We start from the raw sequence: 19,060 nt of genomic DNA on the forward strand, positions 1-19,060 counted from the left end.
CCGCCGCTGGTCCTCAGCTTTTCCGGCTGGCGGCCAGCGCCCGATAGAACTCGTCCTCGTCGCAGACGATCTGCGGCTCGGCGGGCGGAGCAGCCGACCGCTGGCCTGCACCGTCGCCCGTCGATCGCGCCGTGGCGCCAGCACTTTCTGCCGTGAAATGGGCGAAGAACAGGTTCATCGCCCGCGCGACGCCTTCCGGCGTGACCGACCGGGCATCGTCGGCGAAATAGGCGCCGGCATTCCTCGCATTGGTGATGATCTCGTAGGACGCGAAATAGTGCACGTTGTCGTAGCGCCGGACCATCTCCTCGGCGGCGACGCGCAGCACGCTCTTCGAATAGGTCGTCGCCTGCATCACGTGGCGGGACTCCATGGTGGCGGCGAGCGGCACCGGCGAGACCGTCAGGATGATCTGCAGCCGCGGATTGGCGGCCGACATCAGGTTGATCGCCTCGGCGAGATAGCCGGTGGTCTCCGTGACCGAGAGATTGTGGAATGCGTATCTGGCGTCGTCATAGTCGCCGGCGCTGCCGCAGCCGGGGCAGGTCGGGTACACAGTGCCGTCGAGCTTGGAAACCCAGCTTTCCGTGAGGCCGAGCGTGAAAATGAACACGTCGGCCGTTTCGATGAGCTTGCGGACTGCGCGCAAATGCTGCTTGAGATCGGCCTCGGCCTCGATCATCGAGACGAAGCCCTTCGGCGTGATCCGGGGACGCAGGAGATCGAAAACCCGGCCGTCGGGGTCGGTCCAGAACTGATCGGCCGGCTGGAAGCCGCCGAACGCACGCTGCAACAGCTGCAGCAGCTGCAGCGTGCTGTAGATGTTGCCGTAGCGGGCGGAAAAGATGCCGTAGCCGAAGCGCTCCTCCTGCTCGGGCGAAAGATATCCCGGTGCGGTCTCGGTGACGTAGTAGTTGTAGCCGCGCGCCTTCAGGGCACGCGAAATGTGCTGCGCGAAGCAGCTGCCGGCCGACGCGATGCGCTGATCCGGACCAAACCGCAGTCGTGCGGTCAGATGAGGATCGAGCTCCGAGGTGCTGCGCTCGGCGACGGCCTGGCGCCAGAAGCTGCTTGCGGGCAGCGTGGTGTAGGGACAGCTCATGCATTCACCTTCCGGCAGCACGGCCCAGCGAGACGCAACGACGATCGCGCGCGCATGGTGCTCACGCCCTCGGCTTCATGCCGCGATAGGAATGGATGATGAACTTGGTGCCCTGGATCGAATAGTCGCCGGAGTGGCTGGCCACGATCTTGAAGCGGCTGACGAGGTCGGCCCAGGCCTTGCGCTCGCCGGCCTCGGGGTCCGCCTCGTTGCAGTTCCAGTCGTCGAAGCAGATGACGGCGCCCTTCGAGATGAAGCCGCGTTCGAAACAAGGAACCAGCGCGTCCATGGTCGACGAATACAGATCGCCATCGAAGTGGATCAACGCCAATCGCGTGTCGTCGGGAAGCTGCTTGACCGTGTCGGCGAACCAGCCTTCGTAGATCTGGACGCGGCTCGGTGGAATGATGGCCTCTACCATCGTCCGCAGGTCGGCGGCGCTGAGAATCCGGCACCCTCCCTTCGACCATGTGCCCGATTTGACGTGCTGCGATTCGAGATCGACCTTCGCCGTGATCTCCGGCAATCCCTCGAAGCTGTCGAACAGCCGCAGCTTGCGCAGCGGCTGGTTCGGCTGATAGCGCGTATCGAACACCATTGCATTGGCCAGGGTCCGGGCCGTGAACCCGCCCATCGTGCCGAATTCGGCGATGTCGCCCTTGACGTCGGCGCTGTTGATGTACATCGCGCTCAAGGTCAGCGTGCGCGCGATCTCCTTGGCAGGCAGGATCAGGACGTCGTCGATGTCGAAGAACAGGTACGGCGCGCTGATCTTGTGGGCGTCGAGCCGTTCCAGCGCCTCGGTCTGGCGCGTCCGCGGCTCGGGCACCTCGGGCAAGACTTCGGCGACCGGGGCGGGGGCCGGTTCAGGCTCGGGTTCAGGCTCCGGCGCCGTGGCCGCCTGCGGCCGTTCCGGAGGCGGCTGCCCCATCAGCGCGCGCTTGATCGAGCGCAGCTTGAACAGGGTCTGGGGCGGCAGGCCTTCGGCGATCGCCACCTTCAATGACTTGGTCATGACAGCCCCGTTCCCCGCGCTCTCGATGTTGGCTGCCATTTTATAGATACATTTTGCCAAGATCGCAAAAGCGGCATGCAGGCTCTGCACTCGTTTTGCGTGGGTGTTCGGCCCTAGTGTTCGAACCGGCTGAGAATCAGCGGCGCCAAATGCTCTCGGGCCAGCCAGACCGAGGCGTGCGGCCGCAGATGGGCGGTATCGTTGGTGATGAGGCCATCGCGCCGGTCGTCGCCGAGATAGGTGAGGCATCCGTCGGAATTGCAGAAGGGCTGCATCTGGTCGACATATTCGAACGGCTCTTCAGCGCGCAATTGCGCCTCGAATTGCCGGCCGAGGGCGTGAAGACTCTCGTCGAGACGCCCCGGAATGCGCCGGGGCGTGTACGACCAGAATTCGTCGAGAATGATACGGTGCAGGTCGTAGCGCCAATGCGGACGCTGGCCCAGCACGAGCACGTGCTTGACACCGTGCTGCCTGATCAGTTTCGCATAGGCGCGGATATAGTCGATGTCGTAGGAATTGTACGATGCCATCAGCACGATGTCGGGCGGATCGGCCTTGATCCGCTCGAGGGCGAAATGGTTCGCCTTGTGACAATGGTCGCTCTCGATCAACTCCTTCGAGAAGGGCTGGACCCGGCAACCGGAGCTGTAGAGCAGCAACAGGGAGACGCTTTCGGGCAGCACCTGCTTCAAGCCATGGTACAGATCCGCGCCGTTGGAATCGCCGAGGATCAGCACGCTGCGCGGCGTGTGCCGTGTGTAGCAGGCCGGGTCGACGGGACGCGGCGCTCTCGTTGGCGTCGGGCTGTCGAAGCTGTAGAAGTTGCACGGCAGCTGGTTGATCAGCCTGGCTTCGTCGATCGTGCGTTGCGATCCGCGGTCGAAGAACTGGGCATAGACGCTCTTCTCGTCGGGAAAGCGTTGGGGAAACCCGTCCCTGACGAGGATGATCGCGCCGCACGCGGCGATCGCCAGCATGGCCGCGCACAGCGGTGGGGCGACCCTGCGCTCCCGCCGTTCCTTCCTGATCGGCCGCTCCACGAATTGGTACGTCAGCCAGGCGAGGCCAACGGCGGCGGCGACCAGCGCGCCGCGCACGGCAGCCGACGTCTCGTGGTGGAGAATGTCCTTGGCGAACGCCAGCAGCGGCCAGTGCCACAGATACAGCGGGTAGCTGATCGTGCCGATGAAGACCATGAGCCGCGTCGACAGCAGGCGGCGGTTCACCCAGCCATCCGGGCCGCCAAAGATGATCAGGCCCGCGCCCGCCACCGGCATGAGCGCCCACCAGCCGGGAAAGGCATCGCGCACGCTGATCAGAAAGACCGCGGCCAGGACCAGAACGAGGCCGAGCGCGCCGGCCGCCTGCCGTGCGAAAGCGTCTGCGCTGAAACGCCCGGTTCTCGGGCGGCCAACGCTCGGATTTTCTGGCCGGGCAAAAACGCTTGGCCAGGCAAAACTGGCCTGGGCGAGCAGGGCCCCCGCGGCCAGCTCCCAGAATCGGGAGGCGGGCGAGAAGAACGCCGCCACCTGGTTCGTGGCCGTGATCTTGATGCCATAGGCCAACGAAGCGGCGAAGATGGCTGCGAACACCATGAAAAGGTTCAGTCGCATGCGCCAGGCGATGGCGATCAGCGCCGGCCAGATCAGATAGAACTGTTCCTCGATGGCCAGCGACCACAGATGCAGCAGGACCTTGGTGTCGGAGGCGACGTCGAAATAATTGGCCTCTCGCCACAGCGCGAAATTGGTCAGGAACGCGGCCCCCGCGAGCGCGTGCTTGCCGAGCCTGCGGAAGTCCTCCGGCCACAGCACCAGCCATCCGGCGACGAGGCACACCGCGGTGACCAGGAGCAGCGCCGGAAACAGCCGCCGCACCCGTCGCGCATAGAAGGTCACGAAGCTGAAGCGATCGCGCGCGATCTCGTCGAGAATGATCGAGGTGATCAGAAATCCGGAGATCACGAAGAAGACGTCGACACCAACGAAACCGCTCGGGAATGCAGTCGGGAAGGCGTGATAGCCCACGACCGACAGCACCGCGACCGCGCGAAGCCCGTCGATGTCGGGCCTGTAGCCGCGAAGCCGGGACGTCGCTCGTGCGCTCTCGTCGTTGGCCGCGAGTGGCGAATGCATGGGGCGAGCTCGGATGGCCTCTGCGGTCAGGCGCGACACGCGCCCGACCAGCCTAGCCTGCGATCACGTCCGGTTCAAATTTTCGTTGCTCTTCGTGATGGGACGCTCTGGCTGGTCCGGCTGCGCGTTTGCGCCGAATTCATCTGCTCGATCAAAGAGATGGCTTATGTCCAGATCGGCGCCGAAAAATATTCCTGTTTCGTTTTTGCAGAAAATGTGGTTCTCTCGGCCATCCCGCCCCGTGCAGAGGGACGTACGCGTCGTCACGATACGTGGGGGTGGGCTGCGATGGACGCGGCGGCTGTGCCAGACGAGCGCAGCCGGTGCGGACGGCGAAGTCGTGTGGTCCTGGCCTCTCGACGCTGAGGTCAAGTCCGTGGTCGTTGCTTTGGGCACGCGCGGGCGATGGGGGCAAGAAAGCCGATCCCCAGGGAGAGCACGAAGGACACCGTAAAACCCGATCGCGCGGGGAAGGCCGGGTCTGTCCGGCTGTACCTGTGGTACCTGCCGCCTGCATTCTTTTGAGCAGGCGGGCCACGGGCCTCAGCCGAGGTCCGGCCTTCCTCGCGCCCTCTCGTTCCGAGAGGGCGGTGACCGGAGCATCACTCGGACGCCGATGGGTCGCGAGAGCGTCTGTCGACGTCTTCAGTCAACCTCATTCGAAGAAGATGAACTCGTGGTCGCCGGTGTAGCCGGAGCGCTTGAACTCGAAGGCCCATTCCTCGGGGGTGTGGAAGATGCGGCAGGTGAGCTGCCAGTACATCAGGTTCACCTTCTCGCGCTCGTTGCGATAGCCCTCGACGCAGAGGTACTTCGCGCCGCGGCTGACGCGCTCCATCTCGCGCAGCGCAGCGTCGAGATCGTAGTTGTAGAGATTGTGCAGCGTGTTGATCGAGATGACGAGATCGAAATGCTTGTCGGGGTAGGGCAGCTTGGCGGCGGAGCCGACCTGGCAGAACGGCTTCACGCTCTCCATCGTATGCTCAACGCCATAGGACGAGATGTCGATGCCGGCGACTTCGAGATCCGGGATCGCTTCGCGGAAATCGTGGAGAATGAAACCCTTGCCGGAGCCGACGTCGAGCACGCGCATGCCCGGCTTGATGCCGTAGGTCTCGATCATCGCATCGGCGACCTTGCGCCAGCGGCCGTCATATTTGTAGCCGCCATAGCCGGTCTCGCGGCTGCCGTCCCAGTAGTCGTAGTCGAACTTGATCGCCATCTCAGCGACATCGGCCTTGTCGCGCTGGGTGACGCGCGCAAGGTAGTCGCGCTTGGTCGATTTGTGGACGAGACTGACGAACTCGCGATAGGCCATGAAGATCTCCGGGCGTTACGATTGTCGGTTAATCGGATGTGGCGCCGATCAGGCCGAGCTGCGCCTCGGCCTTGGCGAGCTGCGCGGCGCAGCGCTGCGCCCAGGCGCCGGTGTCGGCGAAGGCGCGGCGGGTGGCGCCAAGCGGCAGGAAGTCGTTCAGGATGATGCAGGTCCATTTGACCTGATAGGCGTCGATCAACAGCCGGCAGCGTGCGACGCTCGCTGCGTCGAGCCCGAGGCCGTCGGTCAGGCGGTCGATGAAGTGCTCGTGCACGGCGAGCGGCACCGGCACCTCCGGCTGGCAGAAAAAGTCCGAGACCAGCTTGGCCGGATCATCGCGGCCGGCATATTCGAAGTCGAGGAAGGTCAGCTTGCCCTGGTCGTCGATCAGCGCGTTGTGGAAGCCAAAATCGGACGGCGACAGGCAGACCTGGTCGGCGGGGATGGCGGCCTCGAAGGCAAGCCCTTCAGCCGCAGCGCCGCGCAAAATGTTAGCCTTCACGTCGGCCCATTCCGGCTGCAGCCGCTCCGCCACAAACTGCCGGGCCGCCGTGACATGAGGCACGTCGGCATCGAGCGTCGCCAGCCGCGCCACCCGGCGCTCGACGGTGGCGAGGTGCTCGGCGAGCGAAAAGCAGGCTTCGGACCCCGGCGCCAGAGCGGGGCGGGGCGGGGCGTTCACCGCGAGCACGAAGTCGATCGCGGCATCGACGTGAGCCGGCGCCAGTTCGAGCGGGGTCAGCTTGCGTCCTTCGACGAAGCTGTAGAGGCCGGCCTGCTCAGCGCGATCGCACGCGAGTGGCTCGGGCACGACGCGGACGCCGTGCGACCAGGCGTGGCTGATGAAGCTCCACTCAGCGCCCAACCGGTCACGCGTGTCGCGGGCGTCGGTGAAGTAGCGCTTGAGGACCAGCGGGCCATCGGCGGTGTCGAGGCGGAAGACCTGGTTGTTGCGGCCGCCGGCGAGCCGCGTCAGCCCCGTCGGGGTTGCCTTGCCGGCCTGCGCGGTGAGACGCTGCGCCAACGCCAGCAGGGCGGCGTCCGCGCTGGCCTCAGCCGCGGTCACGGACGACATCCGCCGCGATCTCGGCCCAGGACGCGCGCCGTTCGTAAGGCACGGCCTTGGCCGCGAACTGGTTCTCCGGGTCGAACAGCACCTTGCGCATGCCCTCGGGGAATCCGCTCATCCCCAGGATCTCCGGCAGATCGTCGACGAAGACCTCGCAGGCCAGCGCGTGCGCACGGGCGACCTTCTCGTCCTTGGTCAGCTCGAAGAACACCCGGTCCGGCGCGATCTGGCCGGGGGCCTCGCCCATCAGGCCGCGATCGGTCAGGAAGCCGCGCGCGGCGGCATGCATGTCGTGCTTGGGACCGAGAATGGGGTGCTTGGTCTTATGACTGACGATGAACAGGTCGTGGCCGGCGCCGCGGGCGGCCGTGACGAACTCGGCAAAGCCGGGGTAGGGCGAGACGAGATCCATGCGGGCGCCGTAGACATAGCCCTGCAGCTCGGTGAAATCGTCCTTGCGCCCGGAGCCGTTGAGATGGTCGCGCACGCTGTTCTTGTCGCGGCCGAGATCGGCCGGGATCAGGCCGCGCTCCAGCGCTGCCGCATGAAACACGCCGTCATAGCAGGCGATCGTGTTGTCGAAGTCGATCCCGATCCGCATGGCCAGAACTTAAGCCAGCGACATGTCGATCAGCGGACGGCCGACCTTGCCGGCGGCGAGGTCTTGCAGCGCCTGATCGGCCTGGGCGAGGCTGTAGGGCTTCGACAAGAGGTCCCGCACCGGGAAGCGGCCGGAGCTCAGCAGCCGGCCGTAGCGCCCGTAGTCGCGGTCCGGCACGCTGTCGCCGCCCCAGGTGCCGAGCAGGCTCTTGCCCTGGTTGAAGACGCCGGGATTCAAGGTCAGCGCCGCGCCGTGCTTGGCGTTGCCGATCACGACCGCGCGGCCGCCCTGCTGGCGGGTGGCGTTCACAGCCTGATCCATGACGCCCGGAATGCCGGAGGATTCGACCGCGAGATCAACGCCCTGCGGCACGATCTTCTTGATCTCGGCCAGCACGTCGCCGGAGGCGTCGATGACGTGGGTCGCGCCGTAGATCTGGGCGAGCGCGCGGCGGGTCGGGTTGGGGTCGATGCCGATCACCGGCATCGCACCAGCCAAAGCCGCGGCCATCAGCGCGTTGAGCCCGATGCCGCCGGTGCCGAACACGGCGACCGCATCGCCCGGCTGCACCTTCAGAACGTTGTAGACCGCGCCCATGCCGGTCGGCGCGGCGCAGCCGAGCAGCACCGCGACGTCCATCGGCAGGTCGGGCGGCAGCAGGGTCAGGCGGTTCTCGCTGACGACGGAATGGCGCTGGAAGGTGGTGACGCCGCCGGCGTTGACCTTCTTGCCGTCCCAGTCATAGACCGCGCCGCCGGCCTCGATGCCGGTGCCCTTGATCCAGGACAGCACGACCTTGTCGCCGACCTTGACCTTGGTGACGGCGCTGCCGGTCTCGATCACCGTGCCGGTGCCCTCATGGCCGAGGCAATGCGGCACCCATTTGTCCTCGCCCTTGTCGCCGCGCCACTCCATCACCTGCGTGCCGCAGGCGCCGGAATAGGCGATCTCGACCAGCACCTGGCCCGGCTTCAGAGCGGGGGTCTCGATCTCGGCGAGCACGAGCGGCTGGCCGGTCTGGACCAGGAGGGCAGCTTGGGTCTTCATGTGATGTCTCAGCTCAAGGCGTGGATGATCTTGTCCGCGATCTGGTGGCCGGTCAGGCCGAGCACCTCGCGGGCATATTCCTGTTCACCGGATTTCTTGAAGAAGGCATCCGGCGTCCCGAAGCGCAGGAATTTCTTCGCCTGCGTCTCGCTGTCGACGAGCCACTCGGAGACGGCCGCGCCGAAGCCGCCGATCAGCGAATGCTCCTCGATGGTCGCGACCAGCTTGAAGCGGCTGAACGCCTGCTTGAGCTTGTCCTCGTCCAGCGGCTTCACGGTGTGGAAGCTGACGACCTCCGCGGAGATGCCCTTCTCCTTCAATCGGTGTGCGGCTTCAATGGCTTCCGGCAGCATGTTGCCGGTCGAGAGCAGGCAGACGTCGGAGCCTTCCTCAATCGTGATCGCCTTGCCGATCTTGAAGTCCACGATGGGGCCCTTGTGAACGACCGGCTCACCCTTCTTGCCCATGCGGATGTAGACCGGGCGATCCTGCTGCATCGCCGCGCGCAGGGCGCCGCGGACCTCGAAGGCGTCGCCCGGGCAGATCACGACCATGTTCGGGATCGAGCGCAGGAACGAGATGTCCTCGCAGGCGTGATGGGTCGGGCCGAGGCCGGAATAGGCGAGGCCGGCGCCGACGGCGACGATCGTCACCGGCGCCTCGTGATAGCAGACGTCGGTGCGGATCTGCTCCAGGCAGCGCGTCGTCACGAACGGCGTGATCGTATAGGCGACCGGGCGCAGGCCGTTCATGGCCATGCCGGCGGCGACGCCCATCATGTTGGCTTCGGCGACGCCGCAGTTGAAGAAGCGGCTCGGATGCTTGTCCTTGAACTTGTCGAACAGGCGGTTGCCGATGTCGCCCGACAGCATGACGACGCGAGAGTCCTCGTTGCCGAGCTTGGTCAGTTCGTCAGCGAACGCGTTTCTCATGACAGGCCGAGCTCCTTGAACGACTTGACGACTTCCTCAGCGGTGGGGGCGCGGTAGTGCCAGTTGTTGTCGTCCTCCATGAACGACACGCCCTTGCCCTTGACGGTGTGGGCGATCAGCGCCACCGGCTTGCCCGAGCCGTTCGGGATGTTCTGCATGGCCTCCGCCAGCGCGCCGACGTCATGGCCGTCGATCTCGTGCGCATCCCAGCCGAAGGCGGCCCATTTGTCGCGCAGCGGCGCCAGCATCAGGGTCTCGTTGGAGCGCGCGGTCGCCTGCCACTTGTTGTAGTCGACGACGACGCAGACGTTTTCGAGCTTCTGGGCGGCGGCGAACATCGCGGCCTCCCACACCGAGCCCTCATTGTTCTCGCCGTCGGAGAGCAGGGCGAACACGCGGTAATTCTCGCCCTTGATGCGGCCGGCCAGCGCCATGCCGCAGCCGAGCGGAAGGCCGTGGCCGAGCGAGCCGGTGGCGGCTTCGACGCCGGGCAACAGGTTCGCCGGCGGATGCTCGGCGAGCCGGCCGCCGTCCTGGCAGTAAGTGTCGAGCTCCTCGATCGGGAAATAGCCCTTCATCGCCAGCGTTGCGAACAGAGCCGCGGCGGCGTGGCCCTTCGACAGGATGAAACGGTCACGCAGCGGATCGGTCGGGTTCTTGGGGTCGATGTTCAGCACGTGCCAGTAGGCCGCGGTCATCGCATCGGCGCAGGACAGCGACGAGGCGAGATGGGCGGCCTGGGCCTTGTGCGACATCTCGATGATCTTGCCGCGCAGCTTGGCGGCCTGCGCCTTCAGGGCGGCCACGTCGGGCTTGGCCGCGGTGTTCCGGACTGCCACGTTCATCGTGCTCTCCAGTCGCGCCTCCCGGGGAGGCGCAGGGCGCGCTTCCAGGGGAAGCGCTGTGATCAATCAGGGTTTATGTTCGTACTTGGTCGGCAGCCTGGCCATGACATCCTCGAAGCGTCGCGCCCAGGCGATGACGTCGTCGATGCCCTGTTCCAGCGAGAAGGTGTCGCGCCAGCCGAGCTCGGTGCGCAGCTTGAAGCTGTCGAGCGTGTAGGCGGTGTCCTTACCGGGCCGCTCCGGTCCGATCTCGACGCAGTCCTCGAAGTTCTTGCCGAGGCGGGCGAGGATCATCTCGACCAGGGTGCGGATCGACACCAGCTCGTAGCCGGAGATGTGATAGGTCTCGCCGAGCTTGCCGCTGCGGCCGATCTTGACCGTCGCGTCCGAGACGTCGGTCATGTGGATGAAGACGCGCACCGACTTGCCGCCGCCGTCGAGGCGGAGCTTCTGCCCGGTCATGGCGGCGACGATGGTGCGCGGCACGATGCGGTAGAGCTGCTGGCCAGGGCCGTAGACGTTGGCCGCGCGGGTGAACACGACGGGGAACTGGTAGTTGGCGAAATAGGTCCGCAGGCTCATGTCGCCGGCCGCGCGCGACACCGCGTAGGGCGTCGACGGGTTGAAGGCTGCGTCCTCGCGCACCCAACCCTCGGTCGAGCCGTAGACTTCCGGCGTGGTCACGTGAACGTAGCGGTCGAGGCCGTCATAGTTGCGCAGGATGTCGTGCAGGCGGACGGCGGAGACGACGTTCGTCATCATCCAATGGTCCGGATACAGCCAGCTCTCGCCGACCATGCTCTGCGCCGCGAAGTTCACGACATGGGTCGGCCGTTCGGCCGCGAGCAGGGCTTTCAGCGCGTCGAGATCGTGATTGAGGTCGACGCGCTTGAAGCGCACGCTGCCGGGGCGCTTCTGCCATTTGTAGGGCAGGAAGGCGTCATGCGGCTCGTCCGAGCGGCTGGTCGCGATCACGTCGTGGCCGGCCGCGGCCAGGAAGTCGACGAAGGTTGCGCCCGAGAAGGAGTTCGAGCCGAGGATCAGGTACTTTTCGTTCGCAGCCATCGTCCCTGTCCGTCAGACCTCGCGCGTCGTGATGATGTCGCCACGCTGGGCGTACAGCCACTGCATGATCATGTGGCCGATCACCATCTGCGCGTCCTCGGCAATCTGCATGTCGTCGACCGCGAAATGGATCGGCACGTCGGCGAGCGCCTTGGCCTTGCCGCCGGAGAAGCCGAGCACGGCATAGCTGGTCATGCCGATCTTCTTGCCCTCTTCGAGCGCCTTCAGGATGTTCGGCGAATTGCCCGAGCCGGAGAAGGTGATCAGCACGTCGCCCTTGCGCGCGAGCACCGCGAGCTGCAGCGAAAACACCTGGTCATAGCCTTCGTCATTGGCGAGGCAGGTGATGACCGACGGATTCGACGACAGCGAATGCACGCGCAGGCCGGAGCCCGGCGTCTTCGACAGCGCGTAGAGGAAGTCGTTGGCGAGGTGGTTGGCGTTGCCGCCGCTGCCGCCATTGCCGCAGAAGAACACCTGACGTCCCGTCTGCCAGCAGTCCCGCAGATCATAGGCGAGCTTCTCGACGGGAGCCCAGTCGAAGTCCTTCAGGACGGTGCTGAAGCGGCTGGTGTAGTCGGCGAACAGGCTGCCGGGGGTCTTGAAGGCCAGGACGTTCATTTCACGACCTCCTTCTCCATCCATTTCAGATTGTACCAGCGGTCGTCATTCTTGAGCTGGCCTTGCGAGTACATGCCGATGATTTCCTTGATCGCGTCCTCCACCGTCTTCTTTGGGCGGAAGCCGGTCGCGAGCAGGCGATCGGAGTTGACGCGATAGCTGCGCGGATCGTTCGAGGGCGTCACGATGACCTCGGCCGGCACGTGCTTGGTGACCATGTTGGCGATGTCGAGGATCGATATGTTCTCGAAACCCGCATTATAGACACCGGTGTGTTCGGGATGATCGAGCAGGAAGAGATAGAGGTCGGTGATATCGTCGATGTGAATGTTCGGCCGGGTCTGGTCGCCGCCGAACACCGTGATGCGGCCATTCATCAGCGCCTGCATCGTCAGCATGTTCACGGAGACGTCGAGCCGCTGGCGCGGCGAGTAGCCGCAGACCGTGGCGGGACGGACGATCTGCACCACCATGTCGTCCTTGTAGGACAGCACGATGCGCTCGCCGCACATCTTGGTCTTGTTGTACTCGGAAATCGGCAGCAGCTCGAGATCCTCGGTGACCTGCTCCTCTTCCTTGACGCCGTAGACGCTGCCGGAGGACGCGTAGATGAAGCGCTTGATGCCGTGGCGATAGGCGCGGTCGGCAAGCTGCATCGTCGCGAGGCAGGAAATCTCCCAGGTCAGCTTCGGGTCGAGATCGCCACAGGGATCATTGGCGACGCTGGAGAGATGAATGATGGCGTCGACACCGGTCAGGTCGATGGCGTCGGGGTTGCGGACGTCGCCCTGGACGACCGTCAGATCCGGATGCGGCTCGAGGAAGTTGCCGAACCACATGATGTCGAACGCGACGACCTTGTGGCCGGCCTTCAGGAGCTTCGGCACGAGCACGCTGCCCTTGTAGCCGCACGCTCCGGTCACGAATACTTTCATCTGAGCAATCCCCGTGGCTCGCCTGTCGTCTCGCCGGCTGGCGTGTCGCGCGCACATTTATACAAATTGGCGGGGCAAGGCGACCAGCCCAGCGGCGAAAATCGCCCGTCAAGCGTCCCCGCCACGGCGCGGTTCGTGCTTAAACTCCAAATGGGCCCGGCGCAAGCTTTCCGGGTTGCCGATATCCCGATGATAACCGCTGGTTTCCACGCACAAAATCCGTCCCAAATAGTTGGGGATGATTTCGGTGGAGAGATCGACGATCGGCTTTCCCAGCGCGGCGATGTCGGCGATGACGGCGGGATCGAATACGTAGACCGCGCCATTGGCGAGGTTCCCGGGCGGATTTTTGACCTTCTCGTGGAAGGCGGTCACCCTGTGCTGGTCATCCAGCTCGAGAATCCCGCACGAGCTCGGATCGTCGGTCCGGAAGGCGAGCATCGTCATGATGCAGCCATTGGGCCGGTTGCGATGGGCGGAAAGCAGCCCTGCGACGTCGAAATCGGTCAGGTTGTCGGCATGGGCAACCATGAAGGGCTGGTCGCCGAACCAGGCGCGGTTGGCCAGCACGGTGCCGCCGGTGCCGAGCAGTTCATCTTCGTGAACGAGATCGATGCGGTCGCGCCAGCGCGATTGCGCGACGTGAGCCTGCACCTGCTCGGCGAGCCAGTGCGTGTTCAGCAGCGCCCGCTCAATGCCACCTTCGAAGACGAGATCGAGCCAGTAGTCCAGCAGGGGCCGGTCGTGCACACGCACCAGGCATTTCGGCGTCGAGTTGGTCAGCGGACGCAGCCGGCTTCCAATCCCGGCCGCGAGCAGAAGGGCACGCATGACGGCATCCTACTCCTGGCTGAAGCCGGTTTCGTCGATCTCGCGCACCAGCTCGGCCGTGGTCAGCGGCAGATTGCCGACGCGCGAGACCTGGAGCGCGGCCGCCAGCGAGCCGAGATAGGAGGCTTGCCAGATGTCGGCGCCTGCGCGCAGTCCCATCGAGCAGGCCATGAAGAAGCTGTCGCCGGCACCGGAGACATCCTTTGGCGACGGATTGAATGCGGGCAGGCGGTCCGAGGTGAAGATGCCCTCGGCCATCGTGTTGATCAGCGCGCCTTCGGCGCCGAGCGTGATCACCAGGTTCTTGGTGCGGGCCCGTTCGACCAGCCGCTCGCTGATCACGGCGAGGCCCGAGATGAAGTCGTTCAGCGCAACGCGAGCCTCGCGCTCGGTCGGCGTCAGCAGGGTCATGCCCTTGAAGCGGGAGACGTCGCCGGTCTGCGAGGACACCTGGCTGTCGGCCGCCATCATCACGCCTTGGGCGCGGGCGCGATCGGCAATTGCGTCCACAAGATCCTGCGGCAGGCAGCCGTAGTTGAAGCACGAGAACAGCAGCAGATCGCAGTTCTTCAGGGCGCGCTCGACCGAGGTCAGCATCTGCCGCTGCAGATCGGCGTCGGAGGCGTGCTGACGCAGATGGTTGACACGCAGCAACGTCTTGTTGAGCGCGCGAAACCGCTGCTTGCGCGTGGTCGGCCGGCTCTGGTCGGTGAAGGCGTTGAAGTTGACGCCGTGCTGCTCCAGCGTGTTGCGCGCGAACCGGGCGGCTTCATCGTCGCCGACCAGAGTGAAGAACTTCACGTCTGCGCCAAGGCCGTGCGCATGGGCCGCCACCGCGCCGGCGCCGCCGACGAAGGTGCGGGTCATCAGCGGCGTCACGACGATGGTCGGGTCCTCCTGGGACATACCGACGGCGTCGCAGGTGACATATTCGTCGATGATGAGGTCGCCGATCACGGCCACCCGCATGCCGGCGAGCTTGCGCAGCAGATCCTTCAGATTCGAGATCTCGAAGCCGTGCCGCTTGGGGAATTCCTGCGGCTTGCGGACGGTCGAGATGTCGATGTTGGCGTCGCGTTCCAGCAGCGAGAGGGACGCAAAGCGCAACTCACCGGAGGAGAAGATCAGACGTCCGCCATAGGCGTCGACGGCCTCCTGCTCGGGATTGGCGCGGTCCTCGAACTCCTTGCCCTTGACGACGACCGTCGGCTTCAGGTGCGAAATGAAGTCCGATGCGTTCGTCTCCAAGCGCACGGCATGGTGCACAAACGCGATGGAACGCACATTTTCCAGCCGCATGTCCTGCGCCAGCGTCACGCCGGGCGTGGAATCCGGGTTTACGCCGACGACGAGGACGTCGGCCTGCTCGGCGGCGAACTTCAGAAGCCGTAGATGTCCGGGGTGCACGACGTTGAAGTTGCCTGACACGAACGCGACGGTCTGCCCGGCCTCACAGGAGGCGCGAATGCTCTGACAGGCCAGATCCATCTGACTCATATCGATCACCTGATCCAAGAAATACGCCTCCGGCTCGATCGTGCTGAGGTGGTATGGTCGGTCACTGCGCCGGCAGCTCGGCCGAATCGCAGACCCATAAGCGCTTCGACGATTGGGGGCTTCGGCTTCGGAGAACCGGTTGCGGCATGGTTCGCTTCAATCGTCGACGTTGATTTCATTGCGAAAAGTCAATGCATTCTCATGGTCGGCTCAGATGAACACCGTGCAAGCCTGCCTCTCAGCTCACCTCTTTATCAGCTGTGCGCAGCAGCACAAACCCCTCTGAGCTGAACAAGGGTTGCGGAACTTGAATGGTGCAAGGGCAGCTGTTTGGGACATGCTCACGGTGTACGCATGCAGTGCAGGTCCGCCAGTGTAGTTGCCGTCAGCTTGCCCGCGCCTCGTGCGGGTAAATCTTCGGCTGGACCGGGCGCTTGAGTTCGTGGCTGCCAGTCTGTATCGCTCGGTGTGGCGAGTAAGGTGCGCAGCCGGTCCGAGTCGACAGTTGAGAGACGAACCATGTTGAGACGGGCCGAGTGGATGCCCGAAAATGCGGCCTCGAAAGGTGCCCTGCGCAAATACGTCGTGGTGGTCGGAAGCTTGGTTCTCGGCGCCCTGACGCTCGCAGCCGCCTTCATGATTCTTTTCGATGCTCAGACGTTGCCTGACCACTTCTCCCAGATCGAGCGGGCAGGGGATCGAAACTGGTATCGGGATTTCGGGGGGCAGCACATTCCGCAGATCCAGGATCAGGACATCTTCTACAGCAACATCGGCTCGTCCATTGCCGCCGCCCGGGCTGCCGACGTCGTTTTTCTCGGGCCCTCCTTCGTCAGCTACGCGATCGACCGGCAGACCTTGCAAGCGTCGGACCAACTCGATCGATTGAAGCTGTACAACATGGCTTTCGTCGGAATCCGCGGTGGCGAGTTCTCCCGCCGGGTGATCGCGCGCTGGAACGTACGGCCTCGGCTCTGGGTCATCAACGTCGACGATCAGTTCGCCCATTTCTTCAGCAGCGACTTGAGCGTCACTCTGGGACCGCAGAAGGTCCCGGTGGTGGCGGTTTCCCGCGACCGGTTGCGCGGCTATCTCACCGTCATCGGACGCAATCTGCGGTGGCGCCTTGAGGACGTCGTCGCGGCGGCTCGCACGGGGCATTTCTCCGACAGCGGACTCTATCGCAACGTTACGAATGGCGACATGGCTCTCGACGTCAATCCGAGCTATGTGGCACCAAACAACAAGCCGATGCGATCCGCACGCGATCAGGCCTGTGACACCAGCGCCGAGATCGTCGGCTATGCCAAGAGCTTCTTGAGGGAGATAGGCGGCCGGGTCGTCTTCATGCTGGTCCCGCACAGCCAGTCCTGCGTGCGCCAGGCCGAGCAACTGGCGAGAGCGCTCGACGTCGAGCTGATCGCACCGCCCTTCGACGGCCTGACGACGCTCGACGGTGGAGGCCACCTCGACAAGAAGGGGGCGGAGAAGTTTACCGGCTATCTTGCCGCCGAGATCGTCAAAACGAGAGCCTTCAAGGACGTCTTCCTGTCGAGTTCATCTGGACAATAGAGCCCGCCGTTGGCGCTGTCAGTGATAGAGATCGAACTGCTCTCCCTTGGCCCGATCCAGGTCGCTCGCCAAGGTATCGCGGTCGATTCTGGGAAATAGCGTGCCGAACTCTGGCCGGCCGAGCAGGGCAAGAAAGGTCTTCAACATGCCTCGTTCCGAGGGGTGTGCGGGATCGAAGAAGTTTTGCTTGTCCTGGGAGATCGGCGTGCGGCTCATATCGTAGAACTGAATTCCGAGCTTCGAGAATCGCTCGGCCGTCGGCTTGCTGCGGAGTTCGCGCCAAAGTCCCGAATAGGGCCAATATGCTTCGTCCGTGTCGAGGAAGGCCGCGGCACTTTCCAGAAACGGATATTGAACGGCAATCACGGAGAAACCGCGCTCACGCGACAGCCGGGACAAGCGCTCGATCTCGCCCAGTTGGCGTTCGCTCAAATGCGGGGCGCCGGGGAACGAGGACGTCACATATTGAGCGCCGCGGGACAACGTCTCGGCGGCGCTTGCGCGATAGGGCGGCGCCACCATCACGGAGCCGTCGTTGCGAAAGCCGAACTTGCCGCGGATTGCTTCCGTCCCGATCAGCCGGTTCTGGTCGACCGACTCCACCTGCGGAGTCGTCGCGGCCGACATGATCGCCGTAGAATCTACGCCCGTCCGAATGGCGAAGTCGGCAACGTCGTGCAGCTTTCGCCGATGCGAATCGAGGCCCTGGACAAAGTCCATCGTGCGCTCCTTCCGCCAGGCCTCGGCGAGGAAATCGCCGAACAGGAAGTAGTCCAGCGCCACGATCACGACGCGCGGCTTTGCTGCCGTCGTCGCGCGATCGACGAAATCGACGACATGGATGAGCGGCCAGGCGGTCAGGCAGGCATTGTAAGCAACGTACGGACGGAAGATCTGCGCACGCGCCTGGCCGCAGCGCGAACTGCCGACCAGCAACACCTCGGGCTGCACCTGCTTGATTCGTTCAAGCTTGTACGGCGCGTAGTCCTTGAAGGCGCCCAGCCAGACGAGCTTGTCGTCTTGCGATTGCTCTGTGGCGATGGCGGAGAGCGGAACGGTGGCGCCCAGGCGCCACCCGACCCATTCGAGAATGGCGAGCACTGGCAAGAAGAGCGCGGCAAACAGCGCTACAATGATCGCAACGTAACGCGCCACGGCTTCGTACCCGCTCGATGGTATCCTCATGCTTCTAGATGGGGCGAATATGCCCCGCAATCCGTGTTATCACGGGCGGCAAGTATGGCCACGCCGCGGTGCGAACTCCGGTCTCCAGGTTCCCGAACTCAGCGCCGGGCGATATCCGCGAGGTCGCCAGCGATGCGAGCTGGATCGATATTCGGGAACTCGTCCCGAAAGTCAGGATCGCTCAGCAGATGCAACATCACCTCTGCAGCGCCAGTGTCGGCCAGGTGATAGGCGTCCACGAAGCTGGAGTCTTCATCCTTCATCGGCAGGCGCGCCAGATCGAACAGCGGAATCCCGAGCTGGCGCAGCCAGTCTCTGGTCTGCGCGGTCGCAAACTCCCGCCAGGCGCCGAACCCGCGAGGGCCGTACTGCTCGCGATCCAGCAGGTCGATGCCGGCGCGAATGAAGGGCAGCTGGATGCCCATCAGCTTGACGCCGCGCGACCTTGCCATCTCGGCAAGCCGCACGATCGGCTGTTTCAGGGATGATGATAGGCCCGCCGCACGTGGCAGTGTGTCTGCGAGCGTCGCCGCGTTCATGAAGCGTGAACGGGCATCGGCGACATGGCCGGGCGAATAGCGGTATGACCCGTCGTTGCGGAAGCCCTCCTGCTGAACGATGGATTGGGTTCCGACGAAAGCGCTCTGCGTGCCGACGTAGTCCTTGAAGGCGGCCGGGCGGCGCGTTGCCGTCCGTGCGAAATCCAGCAGGCTCGACCTGAGATATGTGAGAGGATGGTCATAGTGCATCTTGCGAGTGATCGCGAACCACTCTTCCCAGCGGTCGGCGAACAGAAAATGATCGAGCGAGAGGATCGCGATCCTGGGGCGCTGTCGTTGCGTGGCGCGCTCGAACAGATCGAGCGTCTGGCCGGTGGTCCAGGCCGTGAACGAAAGATTGTAGAAGCGGTAAGGTGCGAACAGGGCAGCACGAAAGGTGCCGGCGCGCGACGTGCTGATCCAGATGACCTCCGGGCGCTCCTGCTCCAGCCGCGCCAGCTTGAACGCCGCATTGTAGCGCAGATCGAAGGGGAGCAGGATCTGTTCCGGATTGTCGCGTTGGGAATCGGCGAGATCCTGCAGCCGCATCGACGCGCCGAACGGGCGTGCGGCATGAAAGAGACCGATCGGAGGCAGGTAGCCGGCGAGTGCGGAGGCCGCCAGAACCGTGGTGACGTAGCGCCGCGCCGGATTCGGCGGGGGGGACTGACCCGGTTGCCGCTGATCCTTCATTCGGATGCCATTCGCATCGTGGGCCCGTCGGAGATGAGCGCTAGAGCACCGCGCC

Annotated in this window: 17 protein-coding genes; 1 reads left to right on the forward strand and 16 read right to left on the reverse strand. The window is 64.5% G+C overall.

Annotation, left to right across the window (positions count from 1 at the left end; genetic code table 11):
- Positions 1–13 precede the first annotated feature (13 nt).
- The 14 genes from HL666_RS16735 to HL666_RS16800 form a co-directional block, all read right to left on the reverse strand.
- Positions 14–1,102, reverse strand: a complete 1,089-nt coding sequence (locus HL666_RS16735; RefSeq protein WP_172133005.1) for a GSCFA domain-containing protein — start codon at positions 1,100–1,102, stop codon at positions 14–16.
- A 61-nt stretch (positions 1,103–1,163) separates the two neighbouring features.
- Positions 1,164–2,117, reverse strand: coding sequence for a TylF/MycF/NovP-related O-methyltransferase (locus HL666_RS16740; RefSeq protein ID WP_172112731.1), 954 nt, complete (start codon positions 2,115–2,117; stop codon positions 1,164–1,166).
- Between the two features lie 113 nt (positions 2,118–2,230).
- The gene (locus tag HL666_RS16745) at positions 2,231–4,255 is read right to left on the reverse strand and encodes an acyltransferase family protein (protein ID WP_172182494.1); all 2,025 of its coding nucleotides are present in this window, start codon (positions 4,253–4,255) and stop codon (positions 2,231–2,233) included.
- A gap of 655 nt (positions 4,256–4,910) precedes the next feature.
- Complete coding sequence (locus tag HL666_RS16750) at positions 4,911–5,573, reverse strand: class I SAM-dependent methyltransferase (protein WP_172112733.1); 663 nt, start codon at positions 5,571–5,573, stop codon at positions 4,911–4,913.
- A 28-nt stretch (positions 5,574–5,601) separates the two neighbouring features.
- Positions 5,602–6,648: an aminoglycoside phosphotransferase family protein gene (locus tag HL666_RS16755; protein WP_210261944.1), complete on the reverse strand. Its 1,047-nt coding sequence runs from the start codon at positions 6,646–6,648 to the stop codon at positions 5,602–5,604.
- The gene (locus HL666_RS16760) at positions 6,626–7,243 is read right to left on the reverse strand and encodes an HAD family hydrolase (RefSeq protein ID WP_172112735.1); all 618 of its coding nucleotides are present in this window, start codon (positions 7,241–7,243) and stop codon (positions 6,626–6,628) included. Before HL666_RS16760 ends, HL666_RS16755 begins: the two co-directional genes overlap by 23 nt.
- A gap of 9 nt (positions 7,244–7,252) precedes the next feature.
- Positions 7,253–8,290 carry a zinc-binding dehydrogenase gene (locus HL666_RS16765; RefSeq protein WP_172112736.1) on the reverse strand — a complete coding sequence of 346 codons (1,038 nt, stop codon included), beginning with the start codon at positions 8,288–8,290 and terminating at the stop codon, positions 7,253–7,255.
- Positions 8,291–8,298: 8 nt separating this feature from the next.
- Positions 8,299–9,222 (reverse strand): transketolase family protein, encoded by a 924-nt coding sequence (locus tag HL666_RS16770; RefSeq protein WP_172182496.1) that lies wholly within the window; start codon positions 9,220–9,222, stop codon positions 8,299–8,301.
- A complete protein-coding gene (locus HL666_RS16775) occupies positions 9,219–10,067 on the reverse strand; it encodes a transketolase (protein ID WP_172182498.1) in 849 nt (282 codons plus the stop codon). The genes HL666_RS16770 and HL666_RS16775 overlap by 4 nt, the downstream gene beginning before the upstream one ends.
- A 66-nt stretch (positions 10,068–10,133) precedes the next feature.
- On the reverse strand, positions 10,134–11,132 hold the full coding sequence (locus HL666_RS16780; protein WP_172182500.1) for an NAD-dependent epimerase/dehydratase family protein: 999 nt from the start codon (positions 11,130–11,132) through the stop codon (positions 10,134–10,136).
- A 12-nt stretch (positions 11,133–11,144) separates the two neighbouring features.
- Positions 11,145–11,753 carry an SIS domain-containing protein gene (locus tag HL666_RS16785; protein WP_246739260.1) on the reverse strand — a complete coding sequence of 203 codons (609 nt, stop codon included), beginning with the start codon at positions 11,751–11,753 and terminating at the stop codon, positions 11,145–11,147.
- Positions 11,750–12,688, reverse strand: a complete 939-nt coding sequence (locus HL666_RS16790) for an NAD-dependent epimerase/dehydratase family protein (protein ID WP_172112740.1) — start codon at positions 12,686–12,688, stop codon at positions 11,750–11,752. The genes HL666_RS16785 and HL666_RS16790 overlap by 4 nt, the downstream gene beginning before the upstream one ends.
- A gap of 108 nt (positions 12,689–12,796) precedes the next feature.
- Positions 12,797–13,519, reverse strand: a complete 723-nt coding sequence (locus HL666_RS16795; RefSeq protein WP_172182502.1) for a nucleotidyltransferase family protein — start codon at positions 13,517–13,519, stop codon at positions 12,797–12,799.
- A gap of 9 nt (positions 13,520–13,528) precedes the next feature.
- Positions 13,529–15,016, reverse strand: coding sequence for a PfkB family carbohydrate kinase (locus HL666_RS16800; protein WP_376698599.1), 1,488 nt, complete (start codon positions 15,014–15,016; stop codon positions 13,529–13,531).
- Between the two features lie 600 nt (positions 15,017–15,616).
- On the opposite strand from HL666_RS16800, the gene HL666_RS16805 reads away from it, so the two are divergent.
- Positions 15,617–16,588: a hypothetical protein gene (locus tag HL666_RS16805; RefSeq protein WP_246741554.1), complete on the forward strand. Its 972-nt coding sequence runs from the start codon at positions 15,617–15,619 to the stop codon at positions 16,586–16,588.
- An 18-nt stretch (positions 16,589–16,606) separates the two neighbouring features.
- Here HL666_RS16805 and HL666_RS16810 read toward each other — a convergent pair whose 3' ends face one another.
- Both HL666_RS16810 and HL666_RS16815 read right to left on the reverse strand, forming a co-directional pair.
- A complete protein-coding gene (locus tag HL666_RS16810; protein WP_172182506.1) occupies positions 16,607–17,743 on the reverse strand; it encodes a hypothetical protein in 1,137 nt (378 codons plus the stop codon).
- A gap of 128 nt (positions 17,744–17,871) precedes the next feature.
- Positions 17,872–19,005 carry a hydrolase gene (locus tag HL666_RS16815; protein ID WP_172182508.1) on the reverse strand — a complete coding sequence of 378 codons (1,134 nt, stop codon included), beginning with the start codon at positions 19,003–19,005 and terminating at the stop codon, positions 17,872–17,874.
- Positions 19,006–19,060 lie beyond the last annotated feature (55 nt).

Origin of the sequence: Bradyrhizobium aeschynomenes, assembly GCF_013178945.1 — a bacterium.
Lineage (GTDB): Bacteria > Pseudomonadota > Alphaproteobacteria > Rhizobiales > Xanthobacteraceae > Bradyrhizobium > Bradyrhizobium aeschynomenes.

Excerpts from the sequence above, each read along its gene's own strand:
- HL666_RS16735 (WP_172133005.1), bottom strand. The coding sequence starts at position 1,102 with ATGAGCTGTCCCTACACCACGCTGCCCGCAAGCAGCTTCTGGCGCCAG.
- HL666_RS16740 (WP_172112731.1), bottom strand. The coding sequence starts at position 2,117 with ATGACCAAGTCATTGAAGGTGGCGATCGCCGAAGGCCTGCCGCCCCAG.
- HL666_RS16745 (WP_172182494.1), bottom strand. The coding sequence starts at position 4,255 with ATGCATTCGCCACTCGCGGCCAACGACGAGAGCGCACGAGCGACGTCC.
- HL666_RS16750 (WP_172112733.1), bottom strand. The coding sequence starts at position 5,573 with ATGGCCTATCGCGAGTTCGTCAGTCTCGTCCACAAATCGACCAAGCGC.
- HL666_RS16755 (WP_210261944.1), bottom strand. The coding sequence starts at position 6,648 with ATGTCGTCCGTGACCGCGGCTGAGGCCAGCGCGGACGCCGCCCTGCTG.
- HL666_RS16760 (WP_172112735.1), bottom strand. The coding sequence starts at position 7,243 with ATGCGGATCGGGATCGACTTCGACAACACGATCGCCTGCTATGACGGC.
- HL666_RS16765 (WP_172112736.1), bottom strand. The coding sequence starts at position 8,290 with ATGAAGACCCAAGCTGCCCTCCTGGTCCAGACCGGCCAGCCGCTCGTG.
- HL666_RS16770 (WP_172182496.1), bottom strand. The coding sequence starts at position 9,222 with ATGAGAAACGCGTTCGCTGACGAACTGACCAAGCTCGGCAACGAGGAC.
- HL666_RS16775 (WP_172182498.1), bottom strand. The coding sequence starts at position 10,067 with ATGAACGTGGCAGTCCGGAACACCGCGGCCAAGCCCGACGTGGCCGCC.
- HL666_RS16780 (WP_172182500.1), bottom strand. The coding sequence starts at position 11,132 with ATGGCTGCGAACGAAAAGTACCTGATCCTCGGCTCGAACTCCTTCTCG.
- HL666_RS16785 (WP_246739260.1), bottom strand. The coding sequence starts at position 11,753 with ATGAACGTCCTGGCCTTCAAGACCCCCGGCAGCCTGTTCGCCGACTAC.
- HL666_RS16790 (WP_172112740.1), bottom strand. The coding sequence starts at position 12,688 with ATGAAAGTATTCGTGACCGGAGCGTGCGGCTACAAGGGCAGCGTGCTC.
- HL666_RS16795 (WP_172182502.1), bottom strand. The coding sequence starts at position 13,519 with ATGCGTGCCCTTCTGCTCGCGGCCGGGATTGGAAGCCGGCTGCGTCCG.
- HL666_RS16800 (WP_376698599.1), bottom strand. The coding sequence starts at position 15,016 with ATGAGTCAGATGGATCTGGCCTGTCAGAGCATTCGCGCCTCCTGTGAG.
- HL666_RS16815 (WP_172182508.1), bottom strand. The coding sequence starts at position 19,005 with ATGAAGGATCAGCGGCAACCGGGTCAGTCCCCCCCGCCGAATCCGGCG.